The sequence below is a fragment of the Pseudopedobacter beijingensis genome, from assembly GCF_042678145.1.
In the GTDB taxonomy this organism is placed as follows: Bacteria; Bacteroidota; Bacteroidia; order Sphingobacteriales; family Sphingobacteriaceae; genus Pseudopedobacter; species Pseudopedobacter beijingensis.
Window position 1 is genome coordinate 173555 of the sequence record NZ_JBHUDG010000003.1, and the last position, 24594, is coordinate 198148.

General features: G+C 36.7%; 14 protein-coding genes. 3 read left to right on the forward strand and 11 right to left on the reverse strand.

Annotated elements, in window-relative coordinates; genetic code table 11:
* Positions 1 to 2: 2 nt before the first annotated feature.
* The 8 genes from ACFSAH_RS02680 to ACFSAH_RS02715 all read right to left on the reverse strand — a co-directional run bounded on the left by ACFSAH_RS02680 (position 3) and on the right by ACFSAH_RS02715 (position 13745).
* A complete protein-coding gene (locus ACFSAH_RS02680; protein WP_379661149.1) occupies positions 3 to 3149 on the reverse strand; it encodes a SusC/RagA family TonB-linked outer membrane protein in 3147 nt (1048 codons plus the stop codon).
* A gap of 98 nt (positions 3150 to 3247) precedes the next feature.
* A complete protein-coding gene (locus tag ACFSAH_RS02685) occupies positions 3248 to 3688 on the reverse strand; it encodes a carbohydrate-binding protein (RefSeq protein WP_379661150.1) in 441 nt (146 codons plus the stop codon).
* An 11-nt stretch (positions 3689 to 3699) separates the two neighbouring features.
* Complete coding sequence (locus ACFSAH_RS02690) at positions 3700 to 5796, reverse strand: glycosyl hydrolase 115 family protein (RefSeq protein ID WP_379661151.1); 2097 nt, start codon at positions 5794 to 5796, stop codon at positions 3700 to 3702.
* Complete coding sequence (locus tag ACFSAH_RS02695; protein ID WP_379661152.1) at positions 5796 to 8651, reverse strand: Ig-like domain-containing protein; 2856 nt, start codon at positions 8649 to 8651, stop codon at positions 5796 to 5798. The genes ACFSAH_RS02690 and ACFSAH_RS02695 overlap by 1 nt, the downstream gene beginning before the upstream one ends.
* A gap of 56 nt (positions 8652 to 8707) precedes the next feature.
* On the reverse strand, positions 8708 to 10027 hold the full coding sequence (locus tag ACFSAH_RS02700; RefSeq protein WP_379661153.1) for an alpha/beta hydrolase: 1320 nt from the start codon (positions 10025 to 10027) through the stop codon (positions 8708 to 8710).
* Between the two features lie 93 nt (positions 10028 to 10120).
* Positions 10121 to 11419 (reverse strand): T9SS type A sorting domain-containing protein, encoded by a 1299-nt coding sequence (locus tag ACFSAH_RS02705; RefSeq protein WP_379661154.1) that lies wholly within the window; start codon positions 11417 to 11419, stop codon positions 10121 to 10123.
* 113 nt (positions 11420 to 11532) lie between these two features.
* A complete protein-coding gene (locus ACFSAH_RS02710; RefSeq protein ID WP_379661155.1) occupies positions 11533 to 12945 on the reverse strand; it encodes a sialate O-acetylesterase in 1413 nt (470 codons plus the stop codon).
* Positions 12942 to 13745, reverse strand: coding sequence for a sialate O-acetylesterase (locus ACFSAH_RS02715; RefSeq protein ID WP_379661156.1), 804 nt, complete (start codon positions 13743 to 13745; stop codon positions 12942 to 12944). The genes ACFSAH_RS02710 and ACFSAH_RS02715 overlap by 4 nt, the downstream gene beginning before the upstream one ends.
* A gap of 356 nt (positions 13746 to 14101) precedes the next feature.
* On the opposite strand from ACFSAH_RS02715, the gene ACFSAH_RS02720 reads away from it, so the two are divergent.
* From ACFSAH_RS02720 to ACFSAH_RS02730, 3 genes are read left to right on the forward strand one after another with little or no spacing between them, the layout of a single operon-like run.
* Positions 14102 to 15529 carry a syntaxin family protein gene (locus tag ACFSAH_RS02720; RefSeq protein ID WP_379661157.1) on the forward strand — a complete coding sequence of 476 codons (1428 nt, stop codon included), beginning with the start codon at positions 14102 to 14104 and terminating at the stop codon, positions 15527 to 15529.
* Between the two features lie 2 nt (positions 15530 to 15531).
* Positions 15532 to 18234, forward strand: coding sequence for a glycoside hydrolase family 2 TIM barrel-domain containing protein (locus ACFSAH_RS02725; protein WP_379661158.1), 2703 nt, complete (start codon positions 15532 to 15534; stop codon positions 18232 to 18234).
* 2 nt (positions 18235 to 18236) lie between these two features.
* Positions 18237 to 19502 carry an alpha/beta hydrolase family protein gene (locus ACFSAH_RS02730; RefSeq protein ID WP_379661159.1) on the forward strand — a complete coding sequence of 422 codons (1266 nt, stop codon included), beginning with the start codon at positions 18237 to 18239 and terminating at the stop codon, positions 19500 to 19502.
* 430 nt (positions 19503 to 19932) lie between these two features.
* On the opposite strand, the gene ACFSAH_RS02735 is transcribed toward ACFSAH_RS02730, so the two are convergent.
* The 3 genes from ACFSAH_RS02735 to ACFSAH_RS02745 all read right to left on the reverse strand — a co-directional run bounded on the left by ACFSAH_RS02735 (position 19933) and on the right by ACFSAH_RS02745 (position 24581).
* Positions 19933 to 20205: a type II toxin-antitoxin system RelE/ParE family toxin gene (locus ACFSAH_RS02735; protein WP_379661160.1), complete on the reverse strand. Its 273-nt coding sequence runs from the start codon at positions 20203 to 20205 to the stop codon at positions 19933 to 19935.
* Positions 20205 to 20423 carry a hypothetical protein gene (locus ACFSAH_RS02740; protein ID WP_379661161.1) on the reverse strand — a complete coding sequence of 73 codons (219 nt, stop codon included), beginning with the start codon at positions 20421 to 20423 and terminating at the stop codon, positions 20205 to 20207. The genes ACFSAH_RS02735 and ACFSAH_RS02740 overlap by 1 nt, the downstream gene beginning before the upstream one ends.
* A 114-nt stretch (positions 20424 to 20537) precedes the next feature.
* Positions 20538 to 24581: a hybrid sensor histidine kinase/response regulator transcription factor gene (locus ACFSAH_RS02745; RefSeq protein WP_379661162.1), complete on the reverse strand. Its 4044-nt coding sequence runs from the start codon at positions 24579 to 24581 to the stop codon at positions 20538 to 20540.
* Positions 24582 to 24594 lie beyond the last annotated feature (13 nt).

Sequence of the window (24594 nt, forward strand, 5' to 3'; positions counted from 1 at the left end):
CTTTATAATTTAACATTTAACGACAAACTGTAAAACTTAGATTTAGGGAAGGAGCCGTTATCAACGCCAAAACCAAAAGGACTAGAGCCCGTACTTATTTCAGGATCATACCCACTATAGCTTCCAAAAGTCATTAGATTTTGTGCACTTATTCCCACATTCAATCCCTTAATGTTGATTTTCTTTAATTGCTTTGCATTAAACTGATAAGAAAGGGCTAGATTTTGTAATCTAATGAATGATCCGTCCTCAATAAATCTTGATGATACCGCATAATTCTCCATAGGATCTCCTTTTACCAGTATTGGCACATCCGTTACATCTCCCTGATTTCTCCACCTGCGCAACTGATCCGTAGTAAAATTCACATCAAATTGATTACCATCTATTCCTCTTTTCAATTGGTTTAATATATCTCCTCCAATAGAATAGTTAATAAATGCAGTCAGCGTCAATCGTTTGTAACTGAACTTATTTTGCCAACCACCAAAAAAATCAGGAGTTGGATCACCTATAATCTGCAGATCCTCATCATTAATGATTCCATCACCATTCAAATCCTGATAAATCACATCGCCACCTTTATAAATTTTTCCGGTAGCTGATCCTTTTTTGTAAGGAATCACATTTCCACCACCATCAACTGTATATACATTATCCTCATCACGGGCATATACTCCCAATGCTTTATATCCGTAAAAAACACCTACCGGCTGTCCTACACGGGCCAAAGAATAAGCATTCGCTAAATAGTCCTCATTATCAGGCAAAGAAGTTACTTTGTTGCGGTTCAACCCAAACGTAAAGTTGGTTGTCCATTTAAATGTTTTGTCATTTATCAGGATACCTTCTACCTGCATATCAAATCCTTTATTACTTATACTTCCAAAATTATAAGGTATTGTGCTATAACCTATCTGTGACGGCACCTGAACGTTGAATAGTAAATCCGATGAGTTTTTAATATAATAATCACCTGTGATATTCAATCTTCCTTTTAAGAAACTTAAATCTGTTCCGATATTAAATTGTTTGGTAGTTTCCCATTTCAAATTTGGATTGGCTGCACTAAAAGTAGTAATAGCGACATTACTATCGTAGGTAGTATTTGCAAAATTGTATAAGGCCCGGGTAGAGTAATTTCCTATTTCCTGATTCCCTGTAACACCATAACTTAACCTCAACTTACCTGAGTACAATATCTCAGCTTGTTTAATAAAATCTTCCTGAGAAAATACCCATCCGGCAGAAACTGAAGGGAAGTATCCCCATCTATTTTCTGATCCAAATCTAGAGGAGCCATCAGCTCTCATTAAAGCACTGAATAAGTATTTAGATTTATAATTATAATTTACCCTACTGAAATAAGATCTTAATACGTACTCTTCCTGCTTATCGGATTTATTGGTAATCTGTCCGGTAGCACCAATAGAAGACATATTGTCATCAATAGAGTTAATTCCTCTGAAATTCAACAATCTACTTTGATTGTATTGATTAGATTGTCCTAACAATACATTAACCGTATGCGATTTTTTGATTTTCTTATTCCAGGTCAGGTAATTTTCATTAATCAATGATTTCCTGGTTAACGGACTATACACAGCAAAAACAGATTTTCCAGATCCGGTACTATTTAAAATAGGTGGCATAAAATAGTTACTGGTATTAGCACTATAATCCATAGCAACATTAGTTCTGAAATCCAAATCTTTCAGTATCGAATAAGTAAACTCTTGTTTTCCCATAAATCGCCAGCGGTCTATATCGTTCTGAACATACATTGCCTGCGCCAATGGATTTACCTTTGAACCTTCAAACAAAGGCACCACTTCTCCTGTATAAGGATCGTACGGACTATAAACAGGTAATGTAACCAAATATCTGCGAATAACACTTATATCAGAGTTTCCTGAATTAATACGCTCGTATGTGTAATTTGACAGATTGAAATTGGTTACTCCCGAAAGTTTAGGCGATATTTTGTAATTTACCTTGGCTGCGCCTGTATATTGCTTATAGCTGGTATGAACAACTATAGGCTGTAAGTCTTTGTATCCTGCACTTACAGAATAACTTATCGCTTTATCTTTTGAGCTTCCTCTTGTGCTTAAATCTACCTTGTATTGCAAGGCATCACGGTACATTACATCCTGCCAATTTACTGTTTCCCTATACCATGGATGCAAAGAATCAATGACAGAAACTTTTGTGGTATTAGATCCGGTTGACGAAGCATTAGAAATAGCATCCTGATAAGCCAGCCTGAACTGAGGTCCATTCAGTACGCCTAATTTTCTCCCTAAAGAAACCACAGAAGTATTTACAGAAGCATTTATTTCTGCCGGTTTTCCTTCTCCTGATTTCGTGGTAATTAAAATGACTCCGTTTGTTGCCCTTGACCCATAGATAGAAGCTGTTGCCGCATCTTTTAATACCTCTATAGATTCAATATCTGCAGGATTAATATCATTTAAGGGACTAAACGAAGCTCCATCTTCCAACGAATCAAAAGAATCGTTATTTACCGGTATACCGTCTATGATAACTAAAGGCGAACTGTTGCCATTAATTGAAGAAACTCCCCTTAATGTTATGGATGCATTGGCACCCGGCTCACCTGAGTTTGTTGTAATACTCAATCCGGATATTTTACCTTGCATACTGGTGTTTAATGAGCCGCCGGCAAATTCATCCAAATCCTCCGCTTTTATAGAAGATATTGCTCCAGTCAATTCGCTGCGTTTTTGTCGGCCATAGCCTACCACCACTACCTCATCCAAATCTCTGGCTGTCTCATTTAAAGTTACATTCAGTATCTTATTGTTACCTACTTTACGCTCAATAGTAGAAAAACCTATATAACTGAATACCAATATAGATTCATTTCCTGCCACACGTATGGAATACTTACCATTTACATCAGAATTGACTCTGATTTGTGTTCCCTTAACATTAATACCAACGCCAGGTAGCGGTTCTCCATTGGTATCTTTTATTTCTCCACTTATAACGGTCTGTTTTTGCCTATTGACCGTTTTTTTTAAATCCTTATTCGCATTATTATTATACGAATAGGGATTTGCATGAAGTATGTTTGCATGTATCATAAAAATGATAATATGCAGTAATCCTATTCTTAATTTCATAATTGGGTTAGTACTTTATTTCTTGTAATATTTCTATTTGGTCTTAACCATAATTTCTCTGGTTTAAATAACGCACACTGCCTGTCTGGCCAAGGTTATTAATTAATCTCAAACCAGTTTAGTATTACCCCTCCTTTGGGAGAAATAATAGTAATAGTTTGTTCGCCTGTAGTTTTAGGTATTTGTACTATATACTCTTTAAACTTGCCCCAGCCTTCATTCTCAATAGCAGCAGTTCCTAACAATTTTCCTTTTGCATCACCTAATCTTATTTCTAATTGGGGCTTATTATCTGAACCGCTGGCTGCTCTGAATTTAATTTGCTCTGCACCTTTTTCAAAGTTTACTTTCTCAAACTTTACCCATGCACCCTTACTAAAAGTACCTATAATGGTACCTTTATCACCCGGTTTTACGGTGATTTCATCTGCTTTCTCACTAAAGTTTTCTGCTTCTATTCTTTTTGTATTATCCTGAGAGAAGACTTGTGTTGCTGTAAATAAGATCGCTGTAAATAACATGCTTAATAACTTCTTCATAATTTTAAATTTTATTGGTTTACTGTTTTTAATAAATTAATTGTTTTGCTGAGATTAAAAATTGTACTGTTACTATACCAACTTTCAAAAGGAGGATACTGTGTACTGTACAGTGCTTTTTGTGCCTGTTCCAACTCATGTATAGCCTGTTTTACAAGACTTGTCTGTTTACCTTTATCTGTACTTCCTTCTTTAAAGGCTTTGGTTAAATTCCATAAGGAGGTATTCAGACCATACATAAAATGGGCGGGCCCTCTTAGATTGGTGTCGAAAAAATCTTTGGAAGCGCCATTTAATCCATTGTATACTTCATCGCATTCCCCCATTATCTTTTTAAAGGCATCTGCTGCTTTGGCCGTTCCGTTGATAATAGCATCCACCTGATTTTCGGCCCCATTATCGGCTGGTACAATCTGATAAGTACGATTTTGTATCTGTTCGCCACCCATTTCTTTTAGCGGATTAAGATCATATTTCTTCTCTTTTATCACTTTCACTAAGCCTTCTATGGCTCGCCAATAGCGTAAATCCTGAAAGATATACTGACGATCTATACCTTGCAAATCTGCTTTGCGTGGTTGCCAGTAGGCCATATAATAACTGCGGTATAATTGGCTAATGCGATCTGCTTTATCTGCTCCATAATATTGTCTGCAAAAATCTGTCAGAAACGCATCTGTGCGATAGTCGTTAAAATCCCACATCATTTTAGCATTGGCAGCCAATTCCATCACAAACTCACGTAAATTACCTGCATTTACTACTGAGAAAAGAATAGGTTTTGTACTTTTCGGAGCCAAGTAACGATAATTATCTTCCATTTTCCATGGCCCTTCGCCTGCAGCAAAATGCGATCCTGTAGAAGTAAACTGGTAATTGAAATAATAGCCCAGATTGTTGCCTGTTGTATTTAGTTTCTGTACGTCCAGATTAGGAAAATGATCTCGACGTGAGGCTACGTAATTCCATATCAAATTCGGATCGTTAGGGAGGTCTATGTAACCTTCCGCCATGAGGTCAGAAAGCTCATTGTAAAATATACTCCTGAACTGGACTTCCGGATTGCCTGTAATCTCCAGAACCAAATCACGTTGTTTTTTTATCATTCTGGAAATTACCGCTCCACGCTCTTTCATGGATCCGGGTGCATCTTTAAAAGTTTTCCAGAAAGGATGATCTCCTGCTGCCCTGAAACCTATTACCCAAATCATCTCCGCATTTGCCCGGTGTAAAGTTTCTATATGATAACGCCAGAATTCTTCTATTTTATCTTCATTTTTCAGAGAAAGTTCGGGAACTAATTCGACTTTCTTAATGCCCTTCCAAAAATCTTCCCATGCCCTGAATGTTGCATTAAGTGGGCTATGATGATGCGTGGTAAGCACTAAGCCGTAGGAACTTATTAATCTGAAGTTATCGCTCAGTTTATAAGCAGTCTTATCGCTATAAGTACCTTGCTCATAATATTCGATGGTATTGATTTTATGCCTCAAAGCAGTTTCCAGCCAAAGTTCTTTGTTATCTTTATTTAACCTGCGCCATGGGCTAAACATATCCATGTCATTAGGAAACCATGCCCTATATTTTACCGTTGGTTCGTTTACTTTTATGTCCAGAGCCGAAGAAACGGTGATAGCTTTTTGTGACGATGGTTTCCAATTAATAAAATACCATAACGGTGGTACACCCAACACTTTTTCGCTAAATTCATAAATGGCATAAATAGTTCCTCGTGAATCTGCGCCCTGCAAAATCACCTGTTCTACATCGTTTATTTTTGTAGTATAAACATGATGGGCTTCCCAACCTATAAGCGCCTGTTGCAACTTATCTTTTACTGAATTAAGCACTACAATCCCTGGTTCTTTTATTGCCGAAAGATCCTTGATATGGGCTTTACTTCCGGTTACTTTTTCTATATCGCGTTGCAACGCAAGCACAGCCTTATATAAGGGCTCTGTTTCTGTCGTTGAGGTATAAATAGTGATGTTCTTTTTAAACGGGATAACTATATCTGCTTTGGCTATGCTGGATACAATTATTCCCCCTGTTATTAAAACAGAAATAAATAATCTGAATAAGTTTTGATTGTCTTTTTTACAGAACATTACTTAATAAATTTAGCTGACAGCTTTCCTTCTTCCGAAACCAGATTAACAATATATATACCTTGAGACGTTGCACCTAAATCGAGAACAAACTGATTATGACCAGGTATTAAGCTAATCTTTTCATTTTTGAGCACTCTACCTAAAACATCTGTTATTGTTAAAACCCCCATACTTTTTACTGCAGAATAGACGCCTACTATTGTTTTCTCCCCTTTCTGATGAATCTTAATTTCGAGTAAGTCCGACAGTAATGCCTTCACAAGTATTGCTTGTGATTCCTCTGCATTTCCATTAAAGTCTACCTGTTTTAGTTTATAATAATTATTACCCTTGTATGGAAAAAGGTCGGTATAACTATAATTATTGGTAAGGTCTGATGTTCCTTTACCTTGTACAAATCCTATTTTATCAAAAGTTTTTCCATCTGCAGAACGTAATACATCAAAATGCGAGTTGTTTTTTTCCGATGCTGTTAACCAATTGAGTTCTACATGGTCTCCCTGTAATTTCCCGTTAAAGGAAGTTAGTTTTACGGGTAAGGTTGTGCTTTGTGCATAAGAGGCATTGAAATTACTGATGGTAAGCTGTGCACTTAATGTAGGATTATTAAAGAAAATATGATTGAATCCAACGGCATTAATAGGTTGGTTGACAGCCAAATCTTCTGTATCTGATGTGTTTGGATAAAAATCTTCTCCTAAACGTAATCCATCAACCCAGATATGGAAAGCTCTGGACGGTACTCTAAACTGCTCATTACCTTTTGTATAATATTGTTCAGAAGAAGAGTTATTGGCATATATTTCTATATCATAATCTCCACCATCTTTCTTAAAGGTATTGGGACTAATAGTAGTCCAAACAGCATCTGAAGCACTTGTCTTGTTCCTGTAAGCAAAAGCAAGATCATCACTATTCTGGGCGTAAGTCCAGTTAAATGCAGTAAAATAACGAGAGTCTGTAGTAAGACTAGTATTGCTTGTATTATTAAAAAAGTTTGTACCAGCACCATTATTACCTAACACCATTCTTAAATAACCTCTCTGAGGATCGTCTCCTGCCAAAGAAAAGTTAAGTCTCATAGCGTATTTTGCAATGGGTGATGCACTTCCAATATCATAAAAAGAAAACTTGTTTGCTGTAGAACCTGTACTTCCTGTATTGGTTGCACTATAATATCCGGACAAACTTATTTTTAACTTATTGGTATTTTCATCAATGGGCTCCAATTCATACCTCGTAGCCATACTACTACCTATCCGAACAAAAGCCTTGGCTGAAGGAGGAGTAGGAAACCATCCCCCAATATTATTTATTCCATCGGATGTACTGGAGAATGCTGCATTACTGGGTTTAGCTGTACCGGTAGTAGCTGTATATAATTCTTTCGCTGTCATAGTTACTCCGTTTACTGCTGCAGGTAATTGCTGTGTTCCTGAGAAACCGTAACTCCAGTCTGTCTCAACACCATTCCAATACCCTTCTTCATTGGCGATATTTACTGTAAAGGTATGCTCATAAGATTGGCTTAAAGAAATACCGTTTATACTCTTTGCATCTGTACTGATAGTAACTTTATAACTTTTTCCTTTTTGAAATGCTGATGAGGACGGTACAAATTCAAAATAAGTATCTTTTCTTGATGCCTTCCAATTTCCAGGTATAGGTGTGTTAGTGTCTACATCTATCACTTTCATTGCATTTTGTACCGTCAAAACATCCATTTGAGGTGAAAAGTGAGCTATAACAGGTTGTTTGTAACCTACTATATTCTCATTACTTTGTCCATTATAAGGTGCTACATACAGTACATTTGGTGCCAGTTGGGGTTCCAGATAATTTGAAAAGAACTTTTCTACCACCTCTTCTCTTACATAACCTAGATCTGGTTGAAAACCTGCTGCCATATCATGTCCTTTATCCATCATCGGAATCCCTAACCAACTGGCGTCATGATCCTTAGAGTAGGCTTTGACTACATTTGGCCAATCCAACCATTGATTATACTGATCATAATACCCTACAGCAGTTATAGTAGGTGCATAGTTATCTGTTACATAATCTTTAGACCATCTTGTACCATTCCCCATAGACTGATATCCCACCTGAATATGACTGGGATATTCTGTATTCAACTGAGGGTTATAAGAATCTCTGAAAGCTCCTCTTTCCTTAGAATCATAATTTATAGAAGGATCCGAAAGACGAGTTATACCATAAGCTGCTTTAGAATGTCCCATCCCCCCTATTCTATCAGGGTCTATACTATACTTTGCCGCATTTGCTCTCAAATATCTGATAGCTGCAGTATATACTTTTACTCCCGTTATACCATCCAGATCATAATAGCTATCATGATAACCAAAAGGTTTTACCAAAGGACTATTCGCATGATCAATCACAACAGTTATATATCCCCTTTTTGCAAAAATTTGTTGAAAAGGAGTATAAGTTGGTATATTTCTTATGGGTTGGGTTGCTATAATTACACATACCGGACGTGGCACTGATGGTGTTTCCGGATGGATGATATCCATTCGCAGGTTCCAATCCAACGGACTTCCGTTTTTATCCTTTAAATCGTCTTTAGTTTGCGCTTCCTCAGTAAAACCGGCAACAGTCCCTACAATATATTTATTGTAATCCGTTATCACTTTCTCTACAGTGCCTTCAGATCCTTGCTCATCAAGCTTGAAATATACAAGATCTTTAGTTTCCACAAAACCATTCGGAATAAAAACTGGTTCGGGGTCTAAAACTACCCGTTGCGCTTTTCCTATATTTATATTTAAAGCCAATGCCATTACCAACATTATTCTACACCGACTGATTATATTTATATGTGATTTCATTTGTTTGATATTTAATTGGTTTAATCTTATACCGGTTTTTATTTCCGTTATATTTCTTATTCCTTTACAATGAAAGTATGCTCATAAGACTTTCCTAAAGCTGTTCCATGCACACTCTTAGCAGTCTTATTTACAATTACCTTATAAGTTTTATTTTTCTGAAACTCTCGGGATTCAGCCGGTATAAATTCAAAATAAGTATTCTTACGGGATACTTTCCAATCTCCCGTTACCGGTTTATTGGTCACTACATCAATAATCTTAATTGCATTTTTAACAGAGAGAACATCCATTTGTGGAGAAAAATGAACAATAACCGGTTGGTTACTTTTTACAGGATTTGCATTATGCTCATTATAAGGTGCTATATATAGTATATTCGGCGAAAGCTGAGGTTCCAGATAACTTGAAAAAAACTTTTCTACCGCCTCTTCCCTTACATAACCCAAATCTGCCTGTAAACCAGCAGCCATATCATGCCCTTTATCCAACATCGGAATTCCTAACCAATTGGCATCACGTTCTAAATATACTTTTGAGACATTGGGCCAATCTAACCAATGTTTATATTGGTCGTAAAATCCCACCGCCGTTATAGTAGGCGCATAATTATCAGTTACATAATCTTTTGATCTTCTGGTTCCGTTCCCCATAGATTGGTAACCTACCTGAATATGACTGGGGTATTCTGTATTCAATTGCGGAGCATAAGACTCTTTAAAACCATGTCGTTCTTTAGAATTATAGTTTATAGTCGGATCCGATAAACGTGTAATGGCATAAGCTCCTTTTGAATGCCCTAAACCTCCTATACTGTTAGGATCAATACTATATTTTGCGGCATGAGCTCTTAAATACCTGATGGCTGCCGTATATACCTTTACACCTGTGACATCATCTAAGTCGTAATATTTCACGTTAAAACCAAAAGGATTTGTCAATGGACTATTTGCATGATCGATAATCACAGTTACATAACCTCTTTTCGCAAAAAGTTGCTGGTATGGAGTAAAGCGAGACATGTCTCTTCCCTTGTTTGTTGCTGGTGCAGTAGAAACTATAAAAAACACAGGGCGTGGTTTAGAAGGTTTTTCAGGATGAATAATATCCATCCGTAACTCCCAATCTAATGGATTTCCTTTTTTATCTTTTAAATCATTTTTACTTTGCGCTTCCTCAGTAATACCAGCAACTTTTCCTACGATATATTTATTGTAGTCTGCAACGACTTTCTCGACTGTTCCTACTGACCCTTGCTCATCGAGCTTAAAGTAAACAAGATCTTTAGTTTCAGTAAATCCTTCGGGAATAAAAACAGGTTGTTTATCCAGAGGAACTCTCTGGGCTTTAGCTTCAACGCCATTAAAAATCAGCATAAAAACTAATAGCCTTATTAAACATACAGTTTTATTTAAATATTGTCTCATTTGCTCTTTAGGTTGTATATTTTGATTTTCTGTGCTTTAGGGTTATTTCAAAAACTTAGTAACAAATTCCGTTTCTCCTGCTTTTATTTTAATGATATAACCCCCTCTATTCACCAAATTTACCGGTATTCTAATCTGGTTATTCCCCTTTTGAAGTTGTACTAAGTGGTTGATTATTCTTCTACCCGAAATATCATACAGGCTCAGTTGTGCAGGAGACACCCGGTCTGCCTGGTAAATAACTACCACTTGTCCATCGGCAGTTACGAAAGCCTGTAAATCGCTAGTTAACAACCCATTATCAACTGAAATAATATTTGATAATTCGGAGTCACCATTAAAATCCACCTGTCTTAACTGATAGTAAGTTGTTCCTTTCAATGGTTGGGTATCTGTATAAGTATAACGATTGATTTTTTCTGATGTTCCCGAACCCTTTATTCTATCTATTTTATCGAAAGTTTTACCATCTACAGAACGTAGAATATCAAAATGAGAGTTATCTTTTTCTGATGCTGTTGACCAGTTTAAGACTATCCCATCACTCTGTTTTTTTCCGGTAAAGGTTGTTAAAGAAACTGGCATTGCATCTTCATAAGCAACACCACTAATGACAACATTTTTCCCTAATATTATCTTCTGACCACTACTAACATTTGCAGTGTTTCTTCTCCAAACCATAAAACGTAGCGCTAAGGTTTTGCCTTTAGGCACTACAATCTCATTCGTATAATTTAATGAAACTATAGAGTTTGTTGTTGATGTCGGACCTTCATTTGTACCTCGCATATAATTTACGATAGTAAATCCATCAAGAGAATAAGCGATGTTGTAATTTAGTTGACCTGTCCCTTCCCGGGAAAGTGGAATATTTATATTATTTACCTTTAAGTCTTTATCCAGACCAGCAGTAATAGAAAATTCCACATACATATCTGTTGTTTCATACGCTTCGAAACCTTCAACTACTGAAGGTCCTGTAAAATTAGTGTTTGCATTAGCCGTCCCCCCTCTCCCTGTCCAGGCACCTGCTGCTACAGCAGTTGGAGTACGTCCCTCCGCTATTATCAATCCATTGGCGCCATAAGTTTGCTCCAAATATGTTGCACCTATATATACATTATTTGTCGTAACATCAACGGCACCTGAACCTGTCTTTATTGCCGATCCATCAGATGTCAACGGCCAGGTTACCGTAAAAGCATCCTGCGCAAAACTATAGGAAGAAATCAACATCCATAATACTAAAAACAAGATACCCTTCCCTTTTCCGACAAAAAATTGTTCCGGTAAAAACCTATCAATTGCTGTAGATTGTTTTTTTGAGTACACTTTTTTCATAATTTTTAATTTAGAATTTTATAATTTGGTTTATTTAGTTTTTCAATTGGAAAAAATTCATTACTACTGCTTATTCTTTTTTTACTTTTCACATTAGAAGTTTCCATTACACTTTACTCTATACTAATCGTCGTAAACGAAGGCAGCGGTAAGCCGTCTGTGTTATAAACTTCTCCTACCACCCAATCTTTCCATGCATAACGAACTGAAACAGGCTTTTCCACTTCTTTGGCCTGCACTTCTATATTTCCCGATTTAGTAAGTGTTGCCGTTGCCGGATAAAAATTTCCATCGTTACCGGCAAGCTCAAATAATGTAATCTCTTTTCCATAAGAGGTCATACCATTTGAAAAATGCTCAAAGCTTACTATAAGCTTATTTCCTTCCGTTTTATGCGACTTATAAATTGGTGAACGATAGGATATTCCCTTTATCCCATAAGTATTTCCCAAAGCCCAATAACCTAACCTTCTGGCTACAGTAGTTTTATCCATAGCATGAACATAATCTTTCATACCTGCATCATTAATTACAGCCATGCCACTATTTGGAATAGCCTCCATAGCCTGCAATTGAACATAACGCATTTTCACACCATTCCCTGTGCTGCTTTTACTTTCAAGTGGGGCTAACTCGGTATAATAAAAAGGCAGTTCTCCCTTATCCCATCGCTTTCTCCAATCAGCTACCATAGCAGGGAAAAGCTTACTGTAAGCATTTGCTTTGCTACGATTAGATTCGCCCTGATACCACAACCATCCTTTTATAGCAAAATTGGTCAAAGGGTAAATCATGCTATTGAAAAGTACGGTAGGTTCTTTAAAATCCTGTTTAACCGCATCCAAGCGTTCAGGTATTTTTACTTCTGGAAATGTCTTCAAAATCTCTTTGCTCATCCAGCATTCTATTTTAGTCCCTCCAACAGATGAAACAATGATACCAACAGGCACCTTCAATTGCTTTTGAAGCATCTCTCCAAACTGATAGGCTATTGCGCTGAACTCTCTGGCTGCTTCTGGAGTACTTATTTTCCATACTCCTTTTACATCCTCCAGAGGTGCGAGAGAAGGATTTCTGCCAACTTTCATCAATCTCAGGTTTGGGTTATTCGCTCTGCTTATAATCTCATTAGAATTAAGAACGGGCTGCGAAGGAAAACCTTTCATAGGCATTTCCATGTTAGACTGCCCGCTGCATAACCACACTTCGCCTGTCATCACATTATCTAAAGCCAGGTTTCCGCTGCCATCATTAAATGTTAGAGTATGCGGACCACCTGCTACTGGTGTTTTTATCTTCAACAGCCATTTTCCACTGGCATCCGATTTTGATGAATATTTTTCCGTACTCCATGAAGCTACTACTTCGACAATTTTATTTTTATCTGCCGTTCCCCATAGTTTTACTTCCGTATTTTGCTGTAATACCATATTATCGCTCAATACAGCGGGAAGCACAACTTTAGCCTTTGTTGTAGCAACAGAAAAGAACAGAAAGAAGACGGCAGTCAATATCTTTATTTTCATTTTGTAGCTTTTTTAGAATTACCTGTTTTTTGTACCGATTGCAGCTCTATCATTTTCACGGCAAAACGTTTTCCCAGTTCATCGGCAGAAGGGCCGTCGAAATGAGTAGCATCGCCTTTATCTTTTAATCCTTCAGAAGTCGCCACTGCAGTATTAGCCGATTTTTGGGGCAGTTCTTTCAATACAGTATTGATATTTTGATAGTGCGGTTTAAAATAACCCAGTTCACCAGCAACAAAAGGAAGATTCGCATTGCCCGTCAATGTTCTTACTTTATCTATCAGTTCCGTTAATTTAGATATATAAGTTTTTGATCCCTCTCCACTACTGTTCGCTTCACCTTGATGCCATATCACTCCTTTTATTACACCATATTTCATAGCTTCCTGTATACGTTTAACTGCGTCATCATAAGGGTGGGTATTTGTTGCCTTATCATAAGCGCCTGGAGTCCATTTGCCTATAGAAGTCCCTCCTACAGCACAGGGCACCAATCCTATTTTAGCTGAAGGATTGGCGTTTGCCATTGCCATTCCAAAAGACAGACCCGGGCCTACACCTGCTACTTTAGGTTTATCAAAATGTACAGGATGTTTTGCTTCTACCCACTGATAATTAGAGTCGAGCATTAGTACATTAGTATGTTTCAATTTTTTCAGATCTTCTGTTATTTTACCGCGACCAGCCATATTCGATTGCCCCATTAACAGATAGATATGAAAATCGGGATCTGGTTTTTGAGAGAACGAAAAAGAGCAATTCAATAAAATCATTAAAAGAAGGAATATATTTTTCTTCATCACTTAGAAATAAAACAATACTTAATTGAGGTATGGCCGCTACAGCCGTTCGTTTAATTATAATTGTAATGCTAATGTAATGCACAAAGCAATGGCAAACACCCGTCATTTCAGCTCATCTTACCCGTTAAATCAGCCCAACAACATTGTTAAAACATCTTTAACAAGACATACAAAGGCTTAATATCCCACATTTACAACGCTCCATATGACAGGCTAAACAATCTCATATGACAGGTGTCCGAAAAATAAGCTTACCTTATTTTAGCATAGGAATACCTATTAGATTTGATTAAATAAAAAAAGAAGAACGCAAAGGCTAATAAACCAATAACTAAAATCGATAAACGAATAAGATGAGAAAACTATTGATAGCGAGAATATGTATACCCTTGCTTTTCTGTGTTCCAGCAAGGGCGCAACAGAGTGGAAATTATCTATCAGAGACAGTAGAAGCAAAAACCCGCAGCCGTGATGCTTCGGGTAGTCCTGTGTTCTCTGACTGGAAACCTTTTGAAACCCGTCTGGTAGCCAACATCAGAGACTTTAAACCCGCACCTGTAGAATTGAATAAATATGGGTCGTCTAAAAGTATTAAATCTAAAAAAACCGGTTTTTTCAGAGCAGAAAAAATAAATAATAGATGGTGGATTATTGATCCCGAAGGTTATGCAGGGCTTAATATAGCAATGAACAGCGTAAACACTGGAAACTCTGAACGAAATAAAGAGGCTTATGCTCAAAAGTTCACCAATAACACAGATTGGATACAAAAGACAAAAACTCAGTTACATGATTTAGGATTCAATGGAACAGGTTCCTGGTCTAACCACGGCGCTGTTATAAAAGCTAATGATCAGTCTAAAAAACCCTTATCCTATACCATTAACTGGAATTTCATGTCGTCTTATGGGAAGAAACGAGGCGGAACCTATAGTGTTCCCGGGCATACGGGGTATCCTGGTAATGTTATTTTCGTATTCGACCCTGAGTTTGAAAAGTTTTGCGATGAACACGCAAAACAATTAGCTACCTATAAAGATGATCCTAATCTTTTTGGTTACTTCTCTGACAACGAGATGCCTTTTAGTTTAAAAAATCTGGAAGGTTATCTACACCTCAAAAACAAAGAGGACCATGGCTATTTAGCCGCTAAAAAATGGCTGGATGAAAGAAATATAACACAAGATCAGATTACCGACAAAGACAGAGCAGAGTTTTTAGCCTTTGCTGCCGATAAATACTTTTCCATCGTATCCAATGCCATCAAAAAATACGATCCTAATCACATGTATCTGGGAAGCAGATTGTATAGTAGCGAAAAAAATGTACCTGCATTTATGAAAACGGTAGGTAAATACGTAGATATTGTTTCCATAAATTATTATGGTGTATGGACACCCAATAGCAAGATGCTGGCCAATTGGGAAAAATGGTCTGGCAAACCTTTCATTATTACCGAATACTATACTAAAGGTATGGATTCCGGCCTCCCAAACATTTCTGGTGCAGGATGGCAAGTAAAAACACAAGAGGACAGAGGGAAGTTTTACCAAAATTATTGTCTTGCATTGTTGGAATCAAAAACCTGTGTTGGCTGGCATTGGTTCAAATACCAGGATAATGATCCTTCCAATAGCAAAGCCGAAGCTTCTAACCAGGATGCCAATAAAGGTATTGTAGACAATGACTACAACCTTTACATTCCCCTTGCTGACAAAATGAGAGAGCTTAATCAAAATTACATACAACTAATCAACTATTTAGACAACATTAACAAATAATCGTGAATACAAGCCGTATCCTTACCTTATTTTTAGCTATAGGTCTGTCCTTATCCGCTCATGCGCAGAGAATATCACAAACTATAAACAGCAATTGGAGCTTTTATAAAGGAGATATCAAAGACATTAATACAATAAACCCCGAAATAAAATGGGAAGCGGTTAACATACCGCATACCTGGAACAGTCAAGATGTAACAGATGATGAACCAGACTATTATCGCGGACCGGGATGGTATAAACGAAAAGTTTTCATACCGCATGAATGGCAGCACAAAGATGTTTATCTTTTCTTTGAAGGGGCAGCACAGGTTACCAACGCATTTGTAAACGGAAAACCCCTTGGATCACATATAGGCAGCTATACTTTTTTCAGCTTCCCTGTTAGCAAATACCTCAAATTCGACAATAAAGAAAATTCGGAAAACGAGATATTAATAAAAGTAGATAACAGTCATAACGAAGATATTCCTCCTCTATCTGCTGACTTTACATTCTTTGGTGGTTTATATCGCGATGTACATCTTATAGCAGTTAATAAAGTACGCTTTGATATGGACAATAATGCTTCCAGCGGAATCTTTATCACCACTCCAAAAGTTACTGCACAGACTGCTGAAGTTAACATTAAAGGAGCTTTTGTCAATAATACTTTGGCTGATAAAAGCTTGATTGTTTCGCACCAGATACTTGACCACCTGGGTATAAAAAAGTACGAGATAAGCCATAAATATAAAGCTGCAAAAGGACGGAAAATAGATTTTTCTAGCGATATCAAAAATATAGACAAGCCCAATCTATGGTCAACAGAAACTCCATATCTGTACCGTGTAATATCTACCATAAAAGATAATAACACAGGAGAAATAATGGACCAAATCACTAACCCTTTAGGTTTTAGATGGTTTAATTTCGATGCAGAAAAAGGTTTTTTCCTGAATGGAAAGCCCGTAAAGCTAATTGGAGCAAGCAGACACCAGGATTATAAAGATCGCGGAAATGCACTAACCGATGCTTTACATATCCGGGATGTAGAACTCATTAAGGAAATGGGAGGTAATTTTCTAAGAATAGCACATTATCCTCAGGACCCTGCGGTATTGCAGGCATGCGACAGATTAGGAATTCTAACCTCAGTGGAAACACCTATTGTGAACCGAATCACAGAAACAGAAGCTTTCGCTGAAAATTCCAAAAAAATGCATCTGGAAATGATGCGACAATGTTTCAACCACCCTAGTTTGATTATATGGGCCTACATGAACGAGGTGCTACTAAGGCCGAGATACGAAAAAGGTACCGCCGAACAGGAAACCTATTTTAACAGGATTACGAAACTGGCACAAGAACTCGAAGAGCTTACCAGAAAAGAAGATCCTTATCGTTATACTATGATTCCTAACCACGGAAACTTCGAACTGTATAAAAGAGTACAATTGACTAAAATCCCTCAATTGGTAGGATGGAACTTGTATCAAGGTTGGTACTCCAATAGCTTTTCGAGTTTTGCAAACTATTTGGACAGGCACCGCAAAGAGCTTTCGGACAAACCTTTATTAGTTACCGAATACGGTGCTGATGCCGATGTTCGCTTACATAGTTTCGACCCTATTAGGTTTGATAAAACAACAGAATACGCTACAATGTACCACCAGGCCTACCTGAAAGCCATGATGGACAGACCTTTTGTAGCTGCAGCTATGATATGGAATCTCGCCGACTTCAACTCTGAAACCAGAACAGAAACTACTCCTCATATTAATAGCAAAGGAATTCTTACACTGGATCGAAAAGTTAAAGATGGGTATCGTTTTTATCAGGCAAATTTACTATCCAAAGCTTATATCCAGATAGGCTCTAAGGAGTGGGATTTAAGAACCGGTATTGCAAAATCAGAGAGTAATCTTACAAACACACAAATTATACAGGTATTTAGTAATCAGGCTCGTGTAACACTAAAGCATAATGGAAAAGTCATAGATACTAAAGATACCCACCAAGGCATGGCTACTTTTTCTGTAGATTTTATTGACGGAAAAAACACCCTACAGGCCATAGCCAATTCTACTGAAAACAACACTGAGATTTTGGATCAGACAGATATACAATTCAACTTGCTTCCTGTCAATTTAAAAAGCCAGACTTTACCTTTTAAAGAAATTAACATAAGCTTAGGTGACAAAAGGTACTTCCACGACATGGAAAATCACCAGATTTGGTTTCCTGAAAAAGAGTATCAACCAGGTAGTTGGGGCTATATAGGTGGTTCAATTTTCAGTATGGAAAACAAAGCCAGACATAGTTATGGTTCTGATATAGACATTTTGGGTACAAACGCCGACCCTATATACGCCACTCAAAGAGTAGGAATAAAACAGTTTAAATTTGATGTACCCGAAGGAGATTATGAACTCACGCTGCACTTTGCAGAGTTATTATCTGATATTAAACGAGAAGAATTAGTTTACAATTTAAATGGTGGCACCGTAACAGGGGGAGATTTTCAGGACAGAATTTTTGATGTAAAAATTAATAAAAGTATATTTCTGGAAAACTTAAGTAACAGGGAGTATCTGGAGCCAGAAAAGGCTGTGGAATTTAAAACACGGATAACTATAAGTGATAAAAATGGTATTACCTTAGATTTTACTCCCAAAAAGGGAGAAACTATCTTAAACGGAATACAGTTAAGAAGAATAAGATAATAATGATGATTAAAAAAGTTAATTTCTTTTTATTCTGTCTCGCTATTTTGCATGTATCGTTGCCTTTATTTGGTCAGGAAACATTTAATTATGATGAAGGAAAAGTGGGAGAATACACTCTCCCCTCCCTTTTGACTAGCAATAGTGGCGATATAGTTACCAACGAAAAAGAATGGAAACAACGAAGGGCTGAGATTCTTCAGCTTTTCCAGGAAAATGTATATGGTAAATGTCCCGGAAAACCAAAGCATATTCATTTCGAGATCAAAAAGATTAACAAAAATGCTTTAGCGGGGAAAGCAATTTCAAAACAAGTTAGAATTTTCTTTACTAAAGGGAACAAAGGTCCATATATGGATGTATTGCTTTACTTACCTTCCCATACCTCAAAACCCGTTCCTGTTTTTGTTGGATTAAATTTCAAAGGTAACCAATCTGTTAATACGGACAGTACCATTCTGCTTTCCGAGAAACAGCCCGAACTGTCAAAATACACAAAGAAAAACGATCCGATGATCCGTGGCAACCAGTCTGAACGCTGGGAAGTGGAAACTTTAATAGAAAATGGTTTCGCTACAGCTACAGCATATTATGGTGATTTAGAGTTGGACTATCCTGAAGGATGGCAATCTGGAATAAGAACTTCTTTACAAACAGAATTGGGCATTAAGCCCGATGAATGGGGTGCTATTGGAGCATGGGCGTGGGGATTGAGCCGAATCACGGATTATTTGGAAACAGATAAACAGGTTAACCCAAAAAAAATTATTGTACATGGTCATTCCCGTTTGGGTAAAGCTGCTTTATGGGCTGGCGCCAATGATACCAGATTTGCTGCTGTAATTTCTAATAACTCAGGAGAAGGCGGCGCTGCTCTGGCCAGAAGATGGTTTGGAGAAACAACCAATCGGATTAATACAAATTTCCCCCACTGGTTTATTGGCCAGTACAAAACGTTTAATAATAATGTACAAAACCTTCCTGTAGATCAACACATGTTATTGGCTTTAATAGCCCCAAGACCTCTATATGTTGCCAGTGCTACAGAAGATTTATGGGCCGACCCGAAAGGTGAATTCCTGAGTGCCAAGAATGCGGAACCAGCTTATACTCTTTTTGGTAAAAAAGGACTGGAAAATACAGAAATGCCTCCGCCCGATACTTCTATTGGTAAAACTATCCGTTATCATATCAGAACCGGAAAACATAATATTTTGCTATTTGACTGGTTACAGTATATGGTTTTTGTGAGTAGTAACCTGAAATAAAGATCAACCACTGCTGGCATTAAGAACATAGAGACAAATTTAATCTTTAAGATTCTGGTAATATTAAATTTATTCCCAACAATATCCCTGTAAGAACATTGTGCTATTTTTAACTATCATTCCTACCAATACGATGTTGTAAACAAGGATTCTGCTGACTGAATCTTAATGGAACAGCATATGCTTAAAACAAATACTATAAGAAGGGGAGAACCTTGTGGTTAACTTGAAATATTGAATACAAGTTTGTTAATTTTATATAATGATTTTTTTAAGGCTACAGGAAATTATTAGAGAAATTACAAGGAAGTTTAAACCTTCCCTGCTTGGGATGTTTATCTCCAAATACGGATTTCGACCTTATCCAAGGACAGGCTATTTTAACCTGAGTTTGGAATAAGAAAAAGATTAAGTTTATTTTAAGAAGAATTTAAAACAAATCAGCATGTGTCCCTGTTCTGATAAGAGAAATCAGTTTTATTTCTTCACTCTGTTCCCAAATCAATAACCAATCGGGTTGAATGTGACATTCCCAATTTCCTTTATAGTTGCCGGAAAGCTTATGTGGTTTGTATTTTTTGGGAAGTTTCCCTTCCTTTTCAAGAAGCAAAACAATTTCTTTCAGTAAGTTTTCTTTCAATCCTCGTTTTATAGACTTTTTAAAGTCCCTTTTAAACTTATTCGTGGCTACAATTTTATACATCAATCATGGAGCTTCTCAAATAGTTCGTCCACACTTGCAGCTTGAATTAACCCAACACCCAATTGTGCTTCCTTGATAGCTTTTTCTGTCGGCTTATTGTAACGAGGTTTTTCATTTTCAGTGATTATTACATCTTTCGTGTTTTCAGAAAGTAATTTTGCCATTTCAAACAGTAATTTCCCCGCTTTGGTTCGTTTATTTATAGTTATCGTTGTCATGTCATACTCCTTTTATACTCACAAAGATACAAAAAACAAATGTAGGTTAAGGTTAAGTATATATCTAGTGATTTTTCTACATGAACTATCCCCGACTTCGGACAACTATAAAAACTAAACTTCTTCAGAATTTACATAGTCCCGGGGCGTCATTCCAAATTCCTCTTTAAAGCATTTACGGAAATAATCCATATCTGTAAACCCTACGCTATAAACCACTTCCTTTACGGTTAATTTCTTTTGTTTAAGCATTTGCCCTGCTCGTTTAATTCTAACACTTCTGATAAACTCAATAGCCGTCTTCCCCGTCATACTTTTTATTTTCCTGTACAAAGCACTTCTGGCCATCCCCACTTCTTTCGCCATATCCTCAACATTTAAGCCTGGTTCAGAAAGGTTATTTTCTATAAACATCATTATTTTAGACAAAAACACTTCATCCGGCGAAGTAATATCCACATTCTGCGGTTGCAATGCCATCTCCGTTTTATACTTGGCAATAATCTTTTTACGAGACTCTATCAGATTAATTATTCTGGCCTCCAATACGTCTATATGAAAAGGTTTAGTAATATAATCATCTGCTCCAATCTCAAAACCTTCTATCTTATACATAGCAGGAGTTCTTGCAGTTAACAATATTAAAGGAATATGAGAAATTAATGCATCTGCTTTTACTCTCTTACAAAACTCGATACCATTCATTTCAGGCATCATCACATCACTGATAATTAAATCGGGAGAAATGGCAGTAAGTTTTTCCAAAGCCTCTTTTCCGTTTGTGGCAGTATGTACCATAAATCTATCCGAAAAAGAACTGAGCATAAATCCAAGTAAATCAACATTATCTTCTACTATTAACAAAGTTAAATTTCCCTGTACTTTTTTCTTTGCCTCCATAGGAGCATCAATTAACTCAACGTACTCTTCCTCTTCTACATTAACGTTTTCTTTAATTTCGTTTGCATATCCTTCTTCGATTAAGGGTAAATTGATGGTAAAACAGGTATACCCAGAACGTTTACCCGTTCTAGCTTTACTTTGTACAGTAAGCGTCCCTCCTAAAAGCTCGGCCAAACCCCTAGAAAATGCTAATCCAATTCCTGTACCGGTACTATTTCTATTGTTATCATCATTATATTGAAACTGATCAAAAATACTATCCAACTGGTTTTGGGTAATTCCAATTCCATTATCTTCAACATCAATACCTATAAACTTATTATCAGATTCTTTCTTTCTTAACCTTACTTTAATTTCGCCACCAGCTGTACTAAATTTAACTGCATTAGACAAGAGATTATACATGATCTTCTCCAGTTTATCCTCATCGTACCATAAAAAAAGTTGATGGTAATCTGATTGAAATACCAGTTTTATATTTTGTTGAGCGGCGTGACTTTCAAAAACCACACAAATTTCTTCCAAAAACTTAACGAGATCATTTTCGGTATTCTTAGCCAGCATATGTCCCGACTCAAATTTGCGAAAATCAAGAAGCTGATTAATTAACCTGTTTAACCTTTCCCCATTCCTTTGCATCAATAACAACTGAGGCTTAACTTTATTATTACTCCTACTTGTTTTAATAATGCTATCTAATGGGCTTAAAATAAGTGTCAGTGGCGTTTTTATTTCATGGGAAATGTTGGTAAAGAAATTAATCTTTTGTTCTGCCAGTTCCTGATCTTTAACGTGACTTAAATGTTCAAAATATAGTTCGTTTTTTAATTTCGCCGTTTTTAAAGAGTAATAATAAAACAGGTATAAAATAACCACTACAATAACAAAGTAAATCAGATAAGCCCACCATGTTTTCCAAAATGGCGGAAGCACCTGGATTTTTATCACTTTCTCTTGATTATTCCATACCTCATCATTATTGGCAGCCTTTAATCTGAAATAATAGGTTCCTGCCGCCAGATTGGTATAAGTAGCCAGGCGCTGATCTGCATTTACATAGTGCCAGTCTTCATCATTAGAAAGACCTTCTAACCGATAAGCATATTTATTTTTTTGGGGAACTAAAAAGTTTAAAGCAGAAAATTTAAAGGTAATGGAACCATGATCATAAGTTAGCACAATCACATCTTTCTCTCTCTGTCCCTCTTTGGAGTCAACAAGTTTTTTATCTCTGATGAGTATATCTGTAAATACGATATCAGGCTTTAATAGATTGGTTTTTATTTCTGATGGATAAAAAGAAGTAATCCCTTTTATACCGCCAAAATACAAAGTTCCATCCTGAGTTCGGATAGTTGCCCCAGTAGCAAACTGATTACTTTGCAGACCATCCTCTATACTATAATTAGATATTTTAAGGTTATCATAAGAGAAATGTACTGTTTTTAAAAAAATCCTGGAAAGTCCCTTATTAGTACTTATCCAGATATTCCCTTCATTATCTTCATTTATAGCATGTACAACATTATTTCCTATTCCCTGTTCTTCTGTTATCCTGTAAAATTTATTGTTTTGAAAAACATTTAGACCACCACCATCTGTACCTACCCAAACTCTTTCTCTGGAATCTACAAACACAGAAAAAACGAGGTTATTACTCAGACTCCTCTTATCTTTTGAATTTAGATAAAATGGTTTGCTCTTTTGGGTTTTGGTATCAAAATAATTTAATCCTTTTTGTGTAGCTACCCATAAATTCCCTTTCTTATCTGGTACAACAGCATTAATATTATTAGAACTAATACTATGAGGATCTTTAGGATGGTAAGAGAAGACCTTTAATTCTCCCTCTTTACTTAAAAACCTCAGTCCACCTCCGTTTGTACCAATCCACAGTCCACTATCAACACGGAGCAGTGCATATATTTGTTTGCTTCCATTGACAGCTTTATCACTAACCTGCGGATAGCCTGTAAATGTTCTGCTGACTACATTAAAAAGTCTTAAACCATTATAGGTACCTATCCACAAATGTTTATCATCTGCCCTGATAACCGATTTGATAATATTGTCTGGAATACTTTTTAATTCATTGACCTTATAGGTTTGAAAAAAACCTTTGGTTGCATCGTAAAAATTTAGCCCCCCACCTTCTGTTCCTATCCATAGATTATGTTTATCATCTTCTACCATACTACTTACAACCGGATGATTCAGCCCATCTCTATTAGAAGAACGTTCTGTTATCAACTGAAATTTCCGGCCATCTTTATAGTAAACATTTACTCCTCCCGAATAGGTACCTAACCAGACGTTCCCCGCTCTGTCTCCTAAGATACAACGTATAGAGTTATGATTGAGCCCCATATCATCCTCTGGCCGATAAGCATAATTTTTAACAGCAGTGCTGGTTCTGACATTAAGCCCCTGAATAGTTCCTATCCATACTTCATCTTTAGATCTGAAAAAAACATCTCTGATAGTAACACCCGGTAATATGGAGTTTTGCGCATTACACGAAATACATTCATCTTTTTTAGAATCATAAATAAAAACACCATTAGACTCTGAACCTAACCAAAGCCTTCCGAATAAATCTTTCTTTATTACCCTAACATACAAGTTTTCTAACAATGCCAAGGATTGCGGCAAATGAATGGGTTTCCCAGAAATAGCCTCATAACACTGTAACCCACCTGTTGTCCCTACCCACAGAGTACCTTTCCCATCTTTAAAAATACCTTGTGTACGATTATCTAGATTTATCGCCTGTCTTTTTACATTAGCAGTAATCTGAAATATTTTTTTTTCAGAAATATGGTAACGTTTGACTCCTTCGATAGTTCCTATCCATAGATTTTCTCCATCTAATAATATAGAATTGATAAAATCACGATTTAATTTTCTGGATTCTTTAGAGATCGTTTCTATCCGGGTAAACCTATCGGTATGTTTATCGTATAAATTCAATCCATCAGCCGTAGCTATCCAGAAATTACCATTTTTATCTTCTACAATACCATTAATGAAGCTGTTACTAATACTGTTTTCATCATCACTATGCTTATAATGTTTAAATTCATAACCATCATAACGATTCAATCCATCCTCAGTCCCCATCCAGATATAACCTTCCCGATCCTGAAGCATACATAGGACTACGTTTTGAGACAAGCCCTCATTAATCGTAAGGTGTTTAAATTTAAGCTGAGCAACCGATACCTGCGGAACAACAAGAGATACCAGAACGAACAAAAAAAGACAAATT